Genomic DNA, 16,039 nt, shown 5'->3' on the forward strand with positions numbered 1-16,039 from the left:
CGGACTGCGGCTGGCCGACGGCAGCGCGCTGCCGGCAGGGTCAGAAGCCGCGGGCCTGATGACCCCGGCCGGCGCCACCGGACCGGCCTTCCTCGTGGCCCGCAACTTCGACGCGCTCTACAGCTACAACGCCGCCGAGAGCTACGGCCTGGCGATCGCGCATCTGGCGGACCGGCTGCGCGGCGGTGGGCCGTTCGTGACCCCGTGGCCGACGGACGACGCCGGCCTGTCGCGCGCCGAGCGCCGCGAGGTGCAGACGCTGCTGTCGGCCCTCGGCCACGACATCGGCGAGGTGGACGGCATGCTCGGCGACCGCAGCAAGGCCGCAGTGCGCGCCGAGCAGAGCCGTCTCGGGCAGGAGGTCAATGGGCGGGCCGGTCAACGCCTGCTGAAGGCGCTGCGGGCCACCGCCACCCTCCCGCCCGTGGTCAAGCCTTCTTCTTCGAGCGGTCCGGCACCACGGTCGTGACCGTCGGACGCACCGGGTCCAGGGACATCGGCTTGGACGGCGATGTGTCCTTTTTCGGTTTCTTGACTTCCTTGCTGCTGCGCTGGCCTTTGGGCATGGTGATCTCCGATGGATACAGGGTGGGGTTCATGAACCGACGACATGCCGGTCACAGGGATATCCTACGCTGCCATGTCCTCCGAAGCACTCACCACCGCGCTCCATGAAGCCCGCCTCCTCGGCGCCGACCGTCCGTGGACCCAGCCCACGCCCGCCACGCAGGCCGAAGCCGAGCGCCTGCTCGCGCTGCTGGCCGCCGAACCCACGTGGCCACCCGCCGAGATCGAGGTCCAGCCCGACGGCGCCATCCAGTTCGGCTGGGAGGCCGGCGCGCGCGGCTGGGTCACGCTGTCGGTGGACGGCCATGCCCTGCTGACCCACAGCGCCGTGATCGACGGCGACGAGTACACGCTGGCCGAACCGTGGGACACCACCACGGGCGCCCTCACCGACTGGGCGGCCGAGGTGTTGCGGCGCTTGTGGCGCAAAATCAACCCATGAAAACACCCAAAAGACTGCAAACGCTGGTCGAGGAAGGACTCATCGACACGGTCGTGCGCCAGTTGATGAGCGGCAAGGAAGCCACCGTCTACGTCGTGCGCAGCGGCGAGGACACGCGCTGCGCCAAGGTCTACAAGGAAGCGACCAACCGCAGCTTCCGCCAGGCCGTGGACTACACCGAGAACCGCAAGGTCAAGAACACCCGCCAGGCCCGCGCCATGGCCAAGGGCACCCGCTTCGGCCGCGAAGCGACGGAAGCCGCATGGCAGAGCGCCGAGGTCGATGCGCTCTACCGCCTCGCCGCCGCCGGCGTGCGCGTACCGCAGCCGCACCTGTTCCTGGACGGCGTGCTGCTGATGGAACTGGTCACCGACGAACACGGTGACGCCGCCCCGCGCCTCAACGATGTCGAGTTCACGCCCGCGGACGCCCGCCGCCACCACGCCACGCTGATCGCCGAGGTGGTGCGCATGCTCTGCGGCGCGGGCGTGGTCCACGGCGATCTGTCGGAGTTCAACATCCTGCTCGGCGCGGACGGGCCAGTGATCATCGACCTGCCGCAGGCGGTGGACGCCGCGGGCAACAACCACGCCAAGCGCATGCTGCTGCGCGATGTGGAGAACCTGCGCAACTTCTTCGGGCAATTCGCCCCGGAATTGCTCCGCAGCGACTACGGGCACGAGCTGTGGGCCTTGTACGAACGCGGCCTGCTGCACACCGAGACGCCGCTGACGGGGCGCTTTGTCCACAAGCATGGCCCGGTGGACCTGGGCAGCGTCGTGCGCGAGATCGACGATGCACGGGACGAGGACGCTGCCCGGCGCCTGCGGCAGCAGACCGGCTGATCAGTCTGCGGACCCGTCCTCGTCGGACGGATTGGCGCGGGCCGCAACGGCGCGCAGCTTGTCCTTCTTGCTCATGCGGTGGCCCTTGATGCCACCGGCCGCCTGGTCAGGCGTGGCCGTCTCGACCTGCTCGTAGCCGGGAATCTGCTCGCGCGGAATGCGCCGCCCCTGGCGTTTCTCGATCAGCCGGAAATGCGCTTCGGTCGCCGCCGTGATGAAGCTCACCGCCGTGCCCGGCTCGCCCGCGCGACCGGTGCGGCCGACGCGGTGGGTGTAGTCGTCGGCCGAGCGCGGCAGGTCGAAATTGACCACCGCCGGCAGGCGCGGGATGTCGATGCCGCGTGCGGCCAGATCGGTCACCACCAGCACCTGCACCTGGCCGGCGCGGAAGGCGTTCAGCACCTCGGCGCGGGTGCCCTGGCTGAGTTCGCCGTGCAGCGGCGCGGCGTGCAGCCCCTCGCGGCCGAGCTTGTGCGCGAGCAGCTCGGTCGCGTAGCGGGTCGCCACGAACACCAGCACGCGGTCCCAGCCGCCTTCCTTGATCAGGTAACGCAGCACGCCCGTGCGCCGGCCCGCGTCCAGCGCAATCGCGCGCTCGATGATGTCGGGGTGGACCTCGTCGCCACCGCCCTCGGCCACCGCCGCGCTGATGTCGATGCGCGTCGGCGCGTGCAACAGCCCGTCGGCCAGCGCCTGCACCGCCTCGGGGAAGGTCGCCGAGAAGAACAGGTTCTGCCGCTTCGCCGGCAGCAGCGCCAGCACGCGGTTCAGCTCGTCCGAGAAGCCCAGATCAAGCAGCCGGTCGGCCTCGTCCAGCACCAGCAGGCGGATCGCGTCCAGCCGCAGCGCGTTGTGGTCCACCAGGTCGAGCAGCCGGCCGGGGGTGGCGACGACGATCTCCGTGCCGCCGCGCAGGCCCATCATCTGCGGGTTGATCGACACGCCACCGAACAGCACCGACACCCGCGGCGGGTCCGGCAGCATCCGGGCCAGATCGCGCAGCACCTCGCCCACCTGGATCGCCAGCTCGCGCGTCGGCACCAGCACCAGCCCGCGCGGCGAACGCGGCCACTCGCGGCGCACGGCCATGTCCGCCTGCAGCAGCGGCAGCACGAACGCCAGCGTCTTGCCCGACCCGGTCTGCGCAGCGCCCTGCACATCGGCGCCCGACAAGGCCACAGGGATGGCCTGCGCCTGGATGGGCGTCGGCGCGGTGAGGCCGAGTTCGCGGACAGCGCGCTGCAGCGCCGGGTTCAGGCCAAGGGAAGCGAATGACATGGAGATCCAGACAGTAAGAGGCGCATTGTCTCAGTGCGCAGGCCCACGCCCTGCAGCCATCGCCCGCTCGACCTCGTTGACCTGGCGCTGCACGTCACGCGGCACCTCGTCCGAGTACGGCGCGAGGCGCACCACCCGTTCACGCACCCCGCCGAGGAAGGGCCTGGGCTTCCACGTCCCGGCGATCACCGCCCGCGCCACCGCCGTGTAGCGGTCGCCCCAGTGGAGCGTGCTGCTGGTGAGCTGGGCCGTGGGCGCGAAGGGGCGCAGGTCGCTCTGGTCGCCGAGCAGGCGCACGCCCTGGCCCGCGTGGGCCTCGGCCACTTCGGCGACGGCGGACGTGCCGCGGTACTGCGTGAGGAGGTCGGCGCCTTCGCGGACCAGCCGCTCGGCGGCCTCGCGCTCCTTGGCCGGGTTGAACGGGGTGTTGAGCCAGACCGCCTGGACCTGGGCCTTCGGGTTCGCGGCGTGCAGGCCGCGGGTGAAGGCGTCGAGGGCTTGCACCGCCTCCGGGCTCCGGACACCCGCGACATGGCCCACCCGCCCGGTGCGGCTCATCTTGCCGGCCACGAGTCCGGCGAGGTAGCGGCCCTGGTCAGCGCGGACACGGTAAGGACTGACATTGGGGCGCAGCGCATCGCGGCTGTCGCCCATCGACTCGAAGGCGACCTGCGGAAACTCCGGTGCCACCCGCAACACGGCGGCCCGGTGTGCCTCGCTGGTGGCGAAGATGAGCCGGTGGCCCTGCGCTGCCAGCTCGCGCAGCACCCGCTCTGCCTCGGCGTCGTCGGCGACGTTCTCGACGAAGCGGGTCAGCACCGCGCTGCCCAGGTTCTTTTCCAGTCCGAGCCGGCCCATGTGGTGCTGGTAGGTCGAGCCGGCGGTGCCGATGGGCGTGGCGTAGACGAAGGCAACGTTCAGCGGGGGTTTGGCGGGCGCAGCGGCAGCGGCCGTGCCCAGCCACAGCGCGGCCCAGAAGGCAGCCATGGCCTGCAGCAGAAGGTCACGCACCGTTGAACACCGCATCCAGCTGCCGCACCCACGCCCGCTTCTGCCCCTCGCCGACAAAGCTCGCCTCGAAGCTGTTGCGCGCCAGCTGGTAGGCATGGCGTGCGTTCAGCTGCGGCAATGCAGCGAACAGTTCGACGAAGTTCTGGTTCAGATAGCCGCCGAAGTAGGCCGGATCGTCGGAGTTGACCATCGCGCACAGCCCGGCGTCGAGCAGCGCCGGCAGGTTGTGGTCCGCCATCGTCGGGAACACGCAGAGCTTGACGTTCGACAGCGGGCACACCGTCAGCGGGATGCGTTCGTCGGCCAACCGCTCCACCAGCGCAGCGTCTTCCAGGCAGCGCACGCCGTGGTCGATGCGCTCGCTGCCCAGCAGGTCCAGCGCCTCGTGGATGTAGGCCGGCGGCCCTTCCTCGCCGGCATGGGCGACGATGTGCAGCCCGAGTGCGCGGCAGCGGGCGAACACCCGCGCGAACTTGCTGGGTGGATGGCCGACCTCGCTGCTGTCCAGCCCCACGCCGATGAAGTGGTGGCGCCAGGGCAGTGCCTCCTCCAGCATCGCGAATGCCTCCTCCTCGCTCAGGTGGCGCAGGAAACACAGGATCAGCTTCGCGCTCACGCCCAGCCCCGTGTGCGCCCGGTGGACCGCGTGGTTCAGGCCCTTGATGACCGTCTCGAACGGCACGCCACGCGCGGTGTGGGTCTGCGGGTCAAAGAAGATTTCGGTGTGGACAACATTGTCGGCGGCGGCTTTTTCGAGGTAAGCCCATGCCATGTCAAAGAAGTCTTCTTCCTTGAGCAGCACGCTGGCCCCGGCGTAGTAGATGTCGAGAAAGCTCTGCAGGTCGGTGAAGGCATAGGCCGCGCGCAGGGCCTCGATGCCCGGATACGGCAGCGTGACGCCGTTGCGCTGCGCGAGCTTGAAGATCAGCTCCGGCTCCAGCGAGCCTTCGATGTGGATGTGCAGCTCGGCCTTGGGCATGCGGCGCAGGAGTGCAGGCAGCCGGGCCGGGTCGATCGCGTCGAGGTGGGCAGTGGTCATGCCGGTCAGGAGGGCAGCAGTCATGGGCGTCGGGCTCCGGGGGATGTGCAGACGGGAATTGTCCTGCAGCGGGCCACCAACTTGATACCCCACCCCCTATTGATATACCATGCAGGGTATCAAGGAGTCTGACCATGCGTTCCCCTGTGACCTCCCGCGTTCCTGCGCTGATGCTGCTGTTGCCGACGATGCTGATCGCCGGGGCAGCGACTGCGGCCGGAGTCACCGTGCCCACCGCCGCAGTGCAGACGCACCAGATCGGCCGCAGCCTGGACATGGATGGCGCGATCCAGCCTGCACGACAGGCCACGGTGTCGGCGCAGACGGCGGGCACTGTGCTCGCGCTCACCGTGAAGGCGGGCGATCGCGTGAAGGCGGGGCAGTTGCTCGCCCGGCTGGACGCCCGGGTGGCCGCTGCAGGGGTTGCCGAGAGCGATGCGGGTCTGGCCCAGGCCAACGCCAACCTGCACAACGCCCGCACCCAGCTCGACCGCACCCGCGAGCTGCGCGGCCAGGGCTACATCAGCCAGTCGGCGCTGGACAACACCGAGAACCAGTTCAAGGCCGCCGAAGCCGCGGTCGCCCAGGCCCGTGCCGGTCGCAGCCAGGCGACGCTGGCGCAAGGCTTCGCCAGCGTGAACGCGCCCTTCGACGGCACTGTGCTCGCCACCCACCTCGACACCGGCGACCTCGCCGCGCCGGGCCGGCCCATCGTCACCGTGTACGCGCCCGGCGCGCTGCGGGCGGTCGTGCAGGTGCCGGCTTCGCAGGCGGCCGTCGCCCGCGCGGCGCAGCACATCGAAGTGCAGCTGCCCGACCAGCGCTGGGTCACCCCGGTGAAGAAGACCGACCTGCCCACCACCGACCCCGTGTCGCAGACCGTGGAATGGCGGCTCGACCTGAGCGGCGCCGACAGCGCGTTGTTGATGCCGGGCCAGATGGTGCGGGTGCGTTTCGCGGAGGCCGCCGCCGGAGCGAACTCCAAGGCCGCGACGCTGAGCGTGCCCGATGCGGCCGTGCTGCGCCGCGGCGAGCTGACCGCGGTCTACGTGGTGCAGGAGCGGCAGTTCGTGCTGCGCGCCGTCCGCGCCGGCTCGGCACAGGGCGGCTCGACCGAAGTGCTGGCGGGGCTGAAGGCCGGTGACCGCATCGCCACCGACGCGGTCAAGGCCGGTCTCGCGGGAGCCCAGCCGTGAACGCCGACCGCACCGACCGCACCGACACGCCGGCGCTCGGCTTCGCGGGCCGCATGGCCGCGCAATTCCAGAACAACGCGATCACGCCGCTGCTGGCGATCGTCGCGCTGCTGCTGGGGCTGTTCGCCGTGCTGGTCACGCCCCGCGAGGAGGAGCCGCAGATCAACGTGACCATGGCCAACGTGCTGATCCCCTTCCCCGGGGCGAGCAGCGCGGACGTGCAGAACATGGTCGCCCGCCCCGCCGAGCAGGCGCTGAGCCAGATCGCCGGCATCGAGCACACCTATTCGGTGGCGCGACCCGGTGTGGCCGTGCTGACCGTGCAGTTCCAGGTCGGCGTGCCGCGCACCGAAGCGCTGGTGCGGCTCTACGACGTGCTCAACGCCAACCAGGACTGGCTGCCGCGTGACCTGGGCACCCTCCCCCCCATCGTCAAGCCCAAGGGCATCGACGACGTGCCCGTGCTCGGCGTGACGCTGTGGAGCCGGGACGAAAGCTCGGCACTGGAGATCGAGCGCGTGGCCCGCTCGCTGGAGACCGAACTCAAGCGCGTGCCCGGCACCCGCGAGGTGCAGACCATCGGCGGCCCCGGTCAGGCGGTGCAGGTGGTGCTCGACCCGAGCCGGCTGCGCGAGCGCGGCGTCGACGTGCTGCGCCTGAAGCAGACGATCAGCGCGGCCAATCTGGCGATGCCGGCCGGCACCGTGGTCAGCCGCGACACCGCCATGCCCAACGGAGCGGCGCAGATGCTGACCATCGAGACCGGCGAATTCCTGCGCTCGGCCGAGGACGTGGGCGAGCTGGTGGTCGGCGTGAGCAATGGCCGGCCGGTCTACCTGCGCGAAGTCGCGAAGATCGAGACCGGCGCCGCACAGCCGCAGCACCACGTCTGGTTCACGCCCGGCGTGGCTGCGTCCGGTGCGGGTGGCGCATATCCGGCCGTGACGATGACCGTCACCAAGAAGCCCGGTCAGAACGCGGTCGATGTGGCCCAGGCCGCCCGCGCCCGCCTTGACGAGCTGCGCAACACCGTGGTGCCGGCCGGCATCGAGATGACCATCACCCGCGACTACGGCGAAACCGCCGCCGAGAAGGCCAACAAGCTGATCCAGAAGCTGGCGTTCGCGACCGGATCGGTGATCCTGCTGGTCGGCTTCGCGCTCGGGCGGCGCGAGGCGGTGATCGTGGGCGCTGCGGTGATCCTGACGCTGACGGCCACGCTGTTCGCCAGCTGGGCCTGGGGCTTCACGCTGAACCGGGTGTCGCTGTTCGCGCTGATCTTCTCGATCGGCATCCTGGTGGACGACGCGATCGTGGTGGTGGAGAACATCCACCGCCACCAGCAGCTCCACCCCGGCAAGCCGCTGCTGGCGATCATTCCCGCCGCGGTCGATGAAGTCGGCAGCCCGACCATCCTGGCGACCTTCACGGTGATCGCGGCGCTGCTGCCGATGGCCTTCGTGTCGGGGCTGATGGGGCCGTACATGAGCCCGATCCCGATCAATTCGAGCCTCGGGATGGCACTCTCGCTGGCGATCGCGTTCTCGGTGACGCCGTGGCTCGCGGCCAAGCTGATGAAGCCGATGGACGCCAAACACGTGGGAACACACGCCCACGCCGAGCCGACCGACCTCGCCGCGAAGCTGCCGACGCTGTTCCGCCGCATCCTGTCGCCGTTCCTGGAGAGTGCGGCCAAGCGCTGGCTGCTGCTGGCGGGCGTCCTGGGTGCGCTGTTCCTGAGCGTCGGGCTGGCGGTGGTGCAGCTCGTGGTGCTGAAGATGCTGCCGTTCGACAACAAGTCGGAGTACCAGGTAGTGGTCGAGATGCCGGCCGGCTCCGCGCTGGAGGACACCGCCGCGACGCTGCACGACCTCGGCGCCTGGCTGGCGAAGCAGCCCGAGGTGCTGAACCTGCAAGGCTACGCCGGCACGGCCAGCCCGATCACCTTCAACGGCCTGGTGCGCCAGTACTACCTGCGCGCCGACGCCGAACAGGGCGACCTGCAGGTCAACCTCGTGGACAAGCACCACCGCAGCGACAAGAGCCATGTCATCGCGCAGCGCCACCGCCCGGCGCTGGAGAAGATCGCCGCGGCGCACGGCGCGCGGGTGAAGGTGGTCGAGGTGCCGCCCGGCCCGCCGGTGATGAGCCCGCTGGTCGCCGAGGTCTACGGCCCGGACGAGGCCGGCCGCCAGCAACTCGCCGCGCGCATCGCCAAGGCCTTCGCCGCGACACCCGACATCGTCGGCACCGACACCTTGCTCCGGGAAGACGCGCCGCGCACCTTCCTGCGCGTGCAGCGCCAGCGCGCCGAGTCGCTCGGCATCCCGGTCGCCGCGGTCGCGCAGACCGTGCAGGGGGCGCTGTCGGGCCTGGACGCCGCTTACCTGCATGACGGCCAGAGCAAGTACCCGATCCCCGTGCGGCTGCAACTGCCACGCGAGTCGCAGGTCGGGCTGGACGCGCTGCTCGCGCTGCCGATGCGCGCCGCGAACGGGCAACTGGTGCCGCTGAGCGAGCTGGTACGGGTGGAGAAGGCCGTCATCGACCAGCCGCTGTTCACCAAGGATCTGCAGGGCGTGAGCTATGTCTTCGGGGACATGGCGGGCCAGCTGGACTCGCCGCTGTACGGCCTGTTCGCGATCCGCCCGAAGCTGCAGGACGCCGCACTGCCCGGCACCGGCGAACTCGGCGAATACTGGATCCACCAGCCGAGCGACCCCTACCGCCAGTACGCCGTCAAATGGGACGGCGAGTGGCAGATCACCTACGACACCTTCCGCGACATGGGTGCGGCCTACGGCGTCGGGCTGGTCCTGATCTACCTGCTGGTGGTGGCGCAGTTCCGCAGCTACGTGACGCCGCTGATCATCATGGCGCCGATCCCGCTGACGGTGATCGGCGTGATGCCCGGGCACGCGCTGCTGGGCGCGCAGTTCACGGCGACCTCGATGATCGGGATGATCGCGCTGGCCGGGATCATCGTGCGCAACTCGATCCTGCTGGTGGACTTCATCGAGCTGCAGGTCGCGCAAGGCATGGCGTTCAAGGACGCGGTGATGCACTCCGCCGCGGTGCGCGCGCAGCCCATCGTGCTGACGGGACTGGCGGCCACGATCGGCGCCTTCTTCATCCTCGACGACCCGATCTTCAACGGGCTGGCGATCGCCCTGATCTTCGGGATCCTGGTCTCGACGCTGCTGACGCTGGTCGTGATCCCGGTCCTCTACTACGCCGTCTACCAGCGGCGCCACCCCACCCCGTCCCTCACCCAAGGAGTCCGACCATGACCGTCGACCGTCTCATCCGCATCTTCGCGGGCACCTTCATCCTGGTCTCGCTCGCCCTGGGCGTCGAGGGCAGCCCGCTGTTCGCCAGCCGCTGGGCGCTGGCCTTCACGGCCTTCGTCGGCGCCAACCTGCTGCAGTTCGGTTTCACCGACGTCTGCCCGCTGGGCTGGATGCTGAAGAAACTCGGCGTGCCCGAAGGCTCGTCCACCTGCCCACGCTGAACACGGAGCGGGGACAATGGGTCATCCGATGACCGACACGACCTCCCGAGAGGTTCGCACCATGGCCCAGCTCCAAGACGAAACCAGCCGCACCGACCTGCTCAACCGACTCAAGCGCGCGGAGGGCCAACTGCGCGGCATCCAGCGCATGGTCGAGGCGGGCGAGCCTTGCCTCGACATCGCCAGCCAGATGTCAGCGGTGCGCAAGGCACTCGACAGCGCCTGCGTGCGGATGACGGTGTGCTTCATGCAACAGGAACTCAAGGAGCGCCTGCAACTGCAGCCCGAGGCGGTGGCACAGCTCGACGCGATGCTGGGCGACATGCAGACGCTGCTGGGCAAGGTCCGCTGAGCGCCCTCCTCCGCCGTCAGCGCACGCCGCCGGGCAGCAGCCGATCGGCCGGTTCGACCTCGGCGTCCGGGTCCAGCTCGATCGCCACCTGCGTGCAGACCGCGCGGCACAGGGTGGCCACGCGCTCGCTCTGCAGGCGGTAGTAGATCTGGGTGGAGTCGCGCCGCTTGCCCAGCACGCCGGCGCGGTAGAGCGTCGAGAGGTGCTGCGACATGTTCGGCTGGGTGGTGTCGATCTCGGCGAGCAGCTGCGACACGTTCTTCTCGCCATTGCACAGCGCGCCGATGATCTTCAGCCGAATCGGCGTGGAGAGCAGCGAGAACAGCTCGGCCACCGATTCGTAGACGTTGTCAGCGTTGCCGGCTTCCGCATCGCGGTCCATGTTGAAAGCTCACAGTCAGGTTCAAGTGAGTTCCATTCTATTCGTACACATGGATAAACGCATACATCCGGGCCGGATCAGAACACCGCCACCGCCGCCCCAGCCACCCGTACGCCGAGCACCCCGAACCACGTCTTCCCGCCCACGCTCACCCGGTCGAATGCCTGCTGCGTGGTCCCCTTGGCATCGCGGGCCGTCACGCGCAGGTAGTAGCTGCCATCCGCGAGTTTCGGCACCAGCAGTTCGGTCGCGGTCAACCCTGATTGCGACACCACCACCGAGCCGCTGGCGAAGTCCGGCGCTGTGGCCAGCTCGACGCGGTAGGTGACGGCATCGCCTTGCAGGTCAATCGAGGTGTCCCATTCGAGGCGGTGGCTGGTGCCAGCCAGGGTCACCGCCTGGAAAAAGGGCATCGGCGCCTCCATCCCGGCCAGAAAACGCTCGCGGTTGATCCTTGGCGAGGCCGCGATCCGGGCCATCTCGGCGCGCCACTCGGCGGCACGGTCGGCCGTGACCCCGGGCAGCCAGGTGAGGTCGGGCGCGGCGGTGACGTAGGGCGCGACCAGCGGCTGGTAGACCGCCAGCCGCGCCTGCAGGGCCGCTTCACCGAGGTGACGGGTGTACAGCTCCTCCACCGCCTGCTTCAGATCCGCCAGCCGCTTCGGGTCGGACAGGAAACGCCGGTGCAGCGGCACCTCCCACCAGTTGGCCAGCGTTGCCTGCCAAGGCGCGTAGAGGCTGGCGTCGAGCGCAACGTCGGACTGGTCCTCGTAGCCGAAAGCGCCGTCATAGTCCCACGGCAGGAAAAAGAACTTGTCACTCCCCTTCGGCTGGTAGAGCGCGAAGTTCTGCGACAGGGTGTCGCGGTTGCCCATCAGCACGGCGGTGGCGAGCCAGGTGAGGTAGTTGCTGCGGTCGAAGTACTGGTCGAAGAAGGCGGCGAAGTCGGTCGCCGGGTCGTTCAGTGCGGCGACCATCGCGCGCAGGCGGGTGTGGTCACCGCTGTCCACTTCCAGCGACAGCACACGCTCGAACGCCACCTTGTCCGCCGGCGCCCCGGCCGCCGTCAGCGCCAGCCGTGCATCGGGCTGGAAGCGGAAGTCCTCGGCCTTGTAGAGGTTGCCGTCGGTGGGCAGCCCGCGGTTGGCGAGGTATTCCTTGCCCATCTTCTCGACGTGCGTGAAGAGGCCGAAATCGGCGCTGGCGTAGGGCACACCGGCCTTGTCCTGGTTGGTCAGGCTGAGCCGCACGAACTGGGTGCGCAGCGACGGCACATGCGGAATGTCGCGGAACAGGTCCATCGCCAGCTTGTTGCGCACGCGGGTCAGATCCCACGGGTGCTTGTTGAACTGCAGCGTCTGCTCGCCGCGCCACAGCGCCGCGGTCTTGAGCAGCTTGACGCGGTAGGACTTCTGTTCGGCCAGCCGCGACGAACTGCCGCGCAGGCGGACCGTGGCGTTCAGCGGCTTGGCGTCGTCGGGGTAGCCGTCGAGGACGATGTGGGCGTCGATCTCGGGCTCCAGCGCGTCGTTCGGGTCGATGTCGGCGTTGACGTTGGCGAAGGTGGCGGTGGCCGTGTCCCGGGTGATGACACTGCCCTGCAGCACGGTGTCGCTCAGCACGGCGTAGGTGCGCGGGTCATCGGCCACGGCGCTCGCCTCCTGCGTGGCGAACACCGAGGCAGAGGTGGCCGGCGGCGTGACGACGGGCGTGCTCCCGCCGCTGGCAGGAGCCGCTTCACCGCCGCCGCCACAGGCCGCCAGTCCAGCCACAGCCACACCCAGCAGCACCGGCCAGCACCAAGCCTTCGCGTGACCTGCGACCCGATCCACCACGTGCATTGTCTTGGCGCTGACCATGTGCAATTCCTCCAGAATTGCGCATCATCGGCCGAGTCGGTACCGGTCTGGCCAGACCTTGTGGTGGTGTTAATCAGGGGTTCAGATCGCCGCCCATTTCGCCAGCCCGAGCACATCGTCCTCGGCCATCTCGCCGGGGATCACCTCACGCAGCACGCCCTGGCGGTCGATCACGCAGGTCATCGGGTAACTGCGCCGTGCAGTGAGCACCGGGCGCAGCACGGCCGAGTCCATCGTCGTGGGGAAGGTGTAGCCATGGCGCGCCAGATAGGCCTCGACCGGCGCCGCTTCGCGGTCCAGCGCCGCGGCGATCACCGTCAGCGGCAGGGCGCCACTGCGGCGCACGAGCTGGTCGAGCCGCTGGTTGTGGCGTTGGCAGAAGGCGCAGTCGGTGGCGAAGAAGACCACGATGACGGCCCGACCCTGTACCTGTGCGGCCGCCACGGTGCGGCCATCGAGCAGCCGCACGATTGGCCAGGACACGGGCTGACCGATGGGTGTCGGCATCGGTGCTGCCGCGGCCACCCGAGGCCTGAGCACCCAGGACGAGGCCAGCACCGCGGCACAGGCCTGGCGCCGGCTCCAGGTCCAAGGTGAATTCCGTCTGCTGTGAGCCATCACCCGCATCTCCACACCGGAACATCCGGGAAAACACTACATTCGTATGCAGTGATATTCAAGACACTATACCGCTGAGTTCAAAGCCCCGAGGAGAGTGTCCCATGTCCTGCCCGTCCACCGCCATCCGCTGGCTGACCGGTGTGCTGCTGTGCAGCACCGGCCTGCTGTCTGCCACTGCGAGCCAGGCCAAAGACCCAGAGCGCCTGCGGCTGCGCTCGCTGGCCGCCACCTGTGCCCAGTGCCACGGCACTGATGGCCGTGCCGTCGAAGGCGAGGCCCTGGTCCGTCTGGCCGGTCTGCCCCAGGACTACATCCTGTCGCAGCTCATGGCCTTCCGCTCGGGCGAGCGCAAGGCGACGATCATGCACCAGATCACCAAGGGCTACTCCCAGGAGCAGCTCGAAGCGCTGGCGAAGTATTTCGCCGCCCAGAAATAAGCCGAAGGAGACTCCACCATGCAACGCAGACATCTCCTCCAGGGCCTGATCGCTGGCGGCTCGCTCGGCCTGGCCGGCTGTGCTTCGCTGCTCGACCGACCCTCCGCCTCCAAGGCCAAGGTGCTCGTGGTCGGCGGCGGCTACGGCGGTGCCACCGTGTCGAAGTACATCCGGCTGCTGTCGGACTACAGCATCGACGTGATGATGGTCGAGCCGAACCGGCAGTTCGTGTCGTGCCCGGTGTCGAACCTGGTGATCGGTGGTCAGCGCAGGATGGCCGACATCACCAACCCGTACAACGGCCTGAGCGACAAGCACGGCGTGCGCATCGTCCACGACATGGTCACCTCGGTGGACGCGGTGAAGAAGACCGCGACGCTGGCCAGCGGCACCGTCGTGCAGTACGACAAGCTCGTGATGTCGCCCGGCATCGACTTCATGTGGGAGCAGACCGAGGGCCTGAAGGCCGCGCACGAGTCGGGTCAGATCCTGCACGCCTGGAAGGCCGGCGCCGAGACGATGGCGCTGCGCCAGCAGCTCGAAGCGATGCGCGACGGCGGCACCTACGCCATCACCATCCCCGAAGCGCCCTACCGCTGCCCGCCCGGACCCTACGAGCGCGCCAGCGTCATCGCCGCGTACTTCAAGAAGGCCAAGCCGAAGTCCAAGGTGCTGATCCTCGACGGCAACCCGGACGTGACCTCCAAGGGGCCGCTGTTCAAGAAGGCGTGGGCGGAGCTGTACGGCGGCATGGTCGAGTACCGCCCGCAGCACAAGGTGACGGGCGTCGACGCGAAGTCACGCACCGCCAAGTTCGAGGTGCAGGACGACGTGAAGGCGGACGTGCTGAACGTGCTGCCGGTGATGCGGGCCGGGGCGCTGGCGGTGAACACCGGGCTGGCCAACGCCAACGGCCGCTGGTGCCACGTCAACTTCCTGAACTTCGAATCGACGGCGGCCAAGGACATCCACGTCATCGGCGACGCGATCCAGATCGCCCAGGGCATGCCCAAGTCTGGCCACATGGCCAACTCGCACGCCAAGGTCGCCGCCGCGGCCATCGTGGCAGAGCTGCAGGGCCTGGAAGTCAACCCGCACCCGATGCTGACCAATGTCTGCATGAGCTTCGTCGACGACCAGCACGTGATCCACGTCGCCAGCGTCCACGAGTACCAGGCGCCGAAGAAGAGCTTCTTCACCATCGGCGGCTCGGGCGGGGTGTCGGACGTGCGCTCGGACCTGGAGGGGCGCTACGCCGACGCCTGGGCGAAGAACATCTGGGCCGACATGCTCACCTGAGACGGCGGTGCTGGAATCGCTCATGGCCCGGCTGGGCGAGATGTGGACCGTGATGCTGGCCGGCGCGGTGATCGGTCTGCTGTTCGGCTTCTTCGCCCACCGTGCGCGCTTCTGCCTGCGCTCGGCGGTGATCGAGTTTTCCCGCGGCACGCAGGAGGGCAAGCTCACCGTCTGGCTGTTCACCTTTTCCACCGCGGTGCTGCTGACGCAGGCGTTCATCCAGTTCGGCGTGCTGGACGTCAGCGGCGCACGGCAACTGGCGGCGCGTGGCAGCCTGTCGGGCGCGGTGGTCGGTGGCGCGCTGTTCGGCACGGGGATGATCCTGGCGCGGGGCTGCTCCAGCCGGCTGCTGGTGCTGGCGGCGCAAGGCAATCTGCGGGCGCTGCTGTCGGGCCTCGTCTTCGCGGTGACCGCGCAGGCGGCGCTGTCCGGGCTGCTGTCGCCGCTGCGCACGACCATCGCCGGCTGGTGGACGGTCGAGGGCGGCGCGGCACGCGACCTGCTGGCGCTGACCGGTGCCGGCCACCTGGGTGGACTGCTGTTCGGTGCGGTATGGCTGGTGGCAGCGCTGGTCTGGGCGCGGCGGCAGCGGGTGCGCTTCTGGGGCTGGTTCGGGGCGATTGGCGTGGGGGTGATGGTGGCGTGCGCCTGGCTGCTGACCTGGGCCATGTCGCGCCAGGCCTTCGACCTGATCGTGCCGGTGCAGAGCCTGTCGTTCACAGGGCCGGCGGCCGACACGCTGATGCTGGTGCTCTCCCCGCCGGGTCAGCCGCTGAAGTTCGACCTCGGACTGGTACCGGGTGTGGCAGTGGGGTCCTTCCTGTCGGCGTTGCTGGGGCGCGAGCTGAAGCTCGAAGGTTTCCAGGGCGGCCAGGCCATGCGCCGCTACATCGTCGGCGCGGTGCTGATGGGCTTTGGCGGCATGCTCGCGGGCGGCTGCGCGGTGGGCGCCGGCGTGTCGGGTGCGGCGGTGTTCACCTTGACCTCGTGGGTCACGCTGTCGGCCATGTGGGGCGCGGCGATGCTGACCGACCGCCTGCTCGACCAGCCCAAGGAAGCCGCGCAGCCCGTGCCGGCCATGTCCCCGCACGGTGACCCGGAGCTGAGCGCCAGCTACGCCCGTCCGTGACAAGGAAGGGCCCGAATCCCTGCCGTCATTGCCGGAACGGGCTGGCACGATCCGCGCGACCATGGGGGAAC

At 69.3% G+C, this 16,039-nt stretch carries 17 protein-coding genes; 10 read left to right on the top strand and 7 right to left on the bottom strand.

Annotated elements, in window-relative coordinates:
* The coding region (locus tag RMP06_RS18980; RefSeq protein ID WP_310463360.1) for a peptidoglycan-binding domain-containing protein at positions 1-469 on the top strand (469 nt) is incomplete at its 5' end.
* On the opposite strand, the gene RMP06_RS18985 is transcribed toward RMP06_RS18980, so the two are convergent.
* Positions 429-599, bottom strand: coding sequence for a hypothetical protein (locus RMP06_RS18985; RefSeq protein ID WP_310463398.1), 171 nt, complete (start codon positions 597-599; stop codon positions 429-431). The genes RMP06_RS18980 and RMP06_RS18985 overlap by 41 nt on opposite strands.
* Before the next feature lie 41 nt (positions 600-640).
* Between RMP06_RS18985 and RMP06_RS18990 the strand changes: the two genes are divergently transcribed.
* Together RMP06_RS18990 and RMP06_RS18995 are read left to right on the top strand one after the other, a co-directional pair.
* Positions 641-1,009 carry a hypothetical protein gene (locus RMP06_RS18990; RefSeq protein WP_310463361.1) on the top strand — a complete coding sequence of 123 codons (369 nt, stop codon included), beginning with the start codon at positions 641-643 and terminating at the stop codon, positions 1,007-1,009.
* Complete coding sequence (locus RMP06_RS18995) at positions 1,006-1,854, top strand: PA4780 family RIO1-like protein kinase (RefSeq protein ID WP_310463362.1); 849 nt, start codon at positions 1,006-1,008, stop codon at positions 1,852-1,854. The genes RMP06_RS18990 and RMP06_RS18995 overlap by 4 nt, the downstream gene beginning before the upstream one ends.
* On the opposite strand, the gene RMP06_RS19000 is transcribed toward RMP06_RS18995, so the two are convergent.
* From RMP06_RS19000 to RMP06_RS19010, 3 genes are read right to left on the bottom strand one after another with little or no spacing between them, the layout of a single operon-like run.
* Positions 1,855-3,132 (bottom strand): DEAD/DEAH box helicase, encoded by a 1,278-nt coding sequence (locus RMP06_RS19000; RefSeq protein ID WP_310463363.1) that lies wholly within the window; start codon positions 3,130-3,132, stop codon positions 1,855-1,857.
* Positions 3,133-3,162: 30 nt separating this feature from the next.
* On the bottom strand, positions 3,163-4,119 hold the full coding sequence (locus RMP06_RS19005) for a BMP family ABC transporter substrate-binding protein (RefSeq protein ID WP_310463364.1): 957 nt from the start codon (positions 4,117-4,119) through the stop codon (positions 3,163-3,165).
* Between the two features lie 16 nt (positions 4,120-4,135).
* Entirely contained in the window at positions 4,136-5,182 is a 1,047-nt protein-coding gene (locus tag RMP06_RS19010) for an adenosine deaminase (protein WP_409050208.1), read from the bottom strand.
* A gap of 134 nt (positions 5,183-5,316) precedes the next feature.
* Here RMP06_RS19010 and RMP06_RS19015 point away from each other — a divergent pair, with 134 nt between their 5' ends.
* From RMP06_RS19015 to RMP06_RS19030, 4 genes are all read left to right on the top strand, one after another.
* Entirely contained in the window at positions 5,317-6,378 is a 1,062-nt protein-coding gene (locus RMP06_RS19015) for an efflux RND transporter periplasmic adaptor subunit (protein WP_310463366.1), read from the top strand.
* A gap of 53 nt (positions 6,379-6,431) precedes the next feature.
* Entirely contained in the window at positions 6,432-9,668 is a 3,237-nt protein-coding gene (locus RMP06_RS19020) for an efflux RND transporter permease subunit (protein WP_310463395.1), read from the top strand.
* A complete protein-coding gene (locus RMP06_RS19025; RefSeq protein ID WP_310463367.1) occupies positions 9,665-9,889 on the top strand; it encodes a YgaP family membrane protein in 225 nt (74 codons plus the stop codon). The genes RMP06_RS19020 and RMP06_RS19025 overlap by 4 nt, the downstream gene beginning before the upstream one ends.
* Before the next feature lie 61 nt (positions 9,890-9,950).
* Positions 9,951-10,241, top strand: coding sequence for a metal-sensing transcriptional repressor (locus RMP06_RS19030; RefSeq protein ID WP_310463368.1), 291 nt, complete (start codon positions 9,951-9,953; stop codon positions 10,239-10,241).
* A gap of 16 nt (positions 10,242-10,257) precedes the next feature.
* Here the strand turns inward: RMP06_RS19030 and RMP06_RS19035 are convergent, their stop codons facing one another.
* The 3 genes from RMP06_RS19035 to RMP06_RS19045 form a co-directional block, all read right to left on the bottom strand.
* Entirely contained in the window at positions 10,258-10,623 is a 366-nt protein-coding gene (locus RMP06_RS19035; protein WP_310463369.1) for an ArsR/SmtB family transcription factor, read from the bottom strand.
* Positions 10,624-10,700: 77 nt separating this feature from the next.
* Entirely contained in the window at positions 10,701-12,482 is a 1,782-nt protein-coding gene (locus RMP06_RS19040; protein WP_310463370.1) for a CotH kinase family protein, read from the bottom strand.
* Positions 12,483-12,563: 81 nt separating this feature from the next.
* A complete protein-coding gene (locus RMP06_RS19045) occupies positions 12,564-12,965 on the bottom strand; it encodes a TlpA disulfide reductase family protein (protein WP_310463371.1) in 402 nt (133 codons plus the stop codon).
* Positions 12,966-13,204: 239 nt separating this feature from the next.
* Between RMP06_RS19045 and RMP06_RS19050 the strand changes: the two genes are divergently transcribed.
* The 3 genes from RMP06_RS19050 to RMP06_RS19060 are packed head-to-tail and all read left to right on the top strand — an operon-like array spanning position 13,205 to position 15,968.
* Positions 13,205-13,540 (top strand): c-type cytochrome, encoded by a 336-nt coding sequence (locus RMP06_RS19050; protein ID WP_310463372.1) that lies wholly within the window; start codon positions 13,205-13,207, stop codon positions 13,538-13,540.
* 18 nt (positions 13,541-13,558) lie between these two features.
* Entirely contained in the window at positions 13,559-14,839 is a 1,281-nt protein-coding gene (locus RMP06_RS19055; RefSeq protein WP_310463373.1) for an NAD(P)/FAD-dependent oxidoreductase, read from the top strand.
* A gap of 7 nt (positions 14,840-14,846) precedes the next feature.
* Positions 14,847-15,968, top strand: coding sequence for a YeeE/YedE family protein (locus tag RMP06_RS19060; RefSeq protein WP_310463374.1), 1,122 nt, complete (start codon positions 14,847-14,849; stop codon positions 15,966-15,968).
* Positions 15,969-16,039 lie beyond the last annotated feature (71 nt).

It is taken from the genome of Sphaerotilus sp. (assembly GCF_031429695.1).
In the GTDB taxonomy this organism is placed as follows: domain Bacteria; phylum Pseudomonadota; class Gammaproteobacteria; order Burkholderiales; family Burkholderiaceae_C; genus Sphaerotilus.